The organism is Allobosea sp. 01N443 (assembly GCF_056399325.1).
In genome coordinates this window covers 1-1,317 of sequence record NZ_JBFTRC010000387.1, presented here as the reverse complement: position 1 = coordinate 1,317, position 1,317 = coordinate 1, and the positions used below count along the sequence as shown (strand labels likewise).

Annotated in this window: 2 protein-coding genes and 1 pseudogene; all 3 read right to left on the bottom strand. The window is 62.6% G+C overall.

Translation table 11 applies throughout. From position 1 onward, the window contains the following. Positions 1-210: pseudogene (locus AC1DRP_RS36590) on the bottom strand (transporter substrate-binding domain-containing protein); the annotation flags it as partial. Positions 211-300: 90 nt separating this feature from the next. Next, positions 301-942, bottom strand: coding sequence for an amino acid ABC transporter permease (locus tag AC1DRP_RS36585; protein ID WP_441489915.1), 642 nt, complete (start codon positions 940-942; stop codon positions 301-303). A gap of 10 nt (positions 943-952) precedes the next feature. Further along, the coding region (locus AC1DRP_RS36580) for an ABC transporter permease subunit (RefSeq protein ID WP_476771139.1) at positions 953-1,317 on the bottom strand (365 nt) is incomplete at its 5' end.

Here is a 1,317-nt window from a genome sequence, read left to right as displayed (position 1 = left end):
ATCCAGCCCATCCTGCTTGCCGGCGCTGGTGACGAAGCCCCAGGGCGGATTGTCGCCCTGGATGCCCACGACCAGCTTGCCCTTCGCCTTGATCTCCGCCGGCGTCACCGCCAGCGCAGGCCGCAGCAGCAGGCCGGGCGCCGCAAGCCCGACCGCGCCGGCCAACAGAGCCTGACGGCGGTTGAGCAATCCCTTGTTCGAAGATGTCATGTCTCACTCCCTTGGTTGATCTTGCTTGGTTGATCTTGCCTGGTTGAACTTGCCTGGCCGGAATTGGCGCGGTGTCTGTTGCCGGCCTCGTCAGCGTGTTGCCGCGGCAAACTGGCGTTCCAGCCGCGCGCCGAAGAGCGAGAGCGGCCAGCACATGACGAAGTACAGAGCCCCCACGATCCCGAAGACGAGGAGAGGCTGGAAGATCTGGTTCGAGATGATGTTGCCAGCCCGGGCCAGCTCGGTGAAACCGACGATGGCAGCCAGCGACGTTCCCTTGATCAGCTGCACCAGGAAGCCGATCGTCGCCGGCAGCGAGATGCGGATAGCCTGCGGCAGGACCACATCCTTCATCCGCGAGACATAGTTCAGGCTCAGCGCCTTGGCGGCCTCGGTCTGGCCCTTCGGCACGGCTTCGATTGAGCCACGCCAGATTTCGCCGAGATAGGCGCTGGCATGCAGCGTGAAGCCGATCGAGACGGCGACCCAGGAGTCGAGTTTCAACCCGATCAGCGCCAGTCCGTAATAGACCACGAAAAGCTGCATCAGCAGCGGCGTGCCCTGGAAGATGGCGATATAGCCTGAGGTTGCACGCTCCAGCAGCGGAATACCGGAGGTCCGCGCCAGAGCGACGCCGAGCCCGAAGATACCGCCCCCGACGAAGCCGATCACCGAAAGGAAGACCGTCCATTTCAGTCCGGTGAGGAGGAAGAGGAATTCGTTTGTACCCATGACGATCTCCTCACTTGACCGGATAGCTGAAATACCGACCGGAGATGAGCGCGAAGAAGCGCATCATCAGCCAGGATATGACGAGGTAGAACAGCGTCACCGTCCCGTAGACCTCGAAGCTGCGGAAGCTGTCCGACTCGATCCGTTGTGCGACTGAGGTCAGCTCATAGGCAGAGATCGCGGAGGCGACGCTGGTCGTCAGCGTCAGCAGCACGAACTGGCTGGTCAGTGAGGGAAAGATCGCGCGCAGCGCCGGCCGCAGAACGATCAGCCGGAAGACCTGCGCCTTGTGCAGGCCAAGCGCGAGACCGGCTTCGACCTGCCCATTGCTGATCGACTGCTGCCCATTGCTGATCGACTGAACGCCGCCACGGA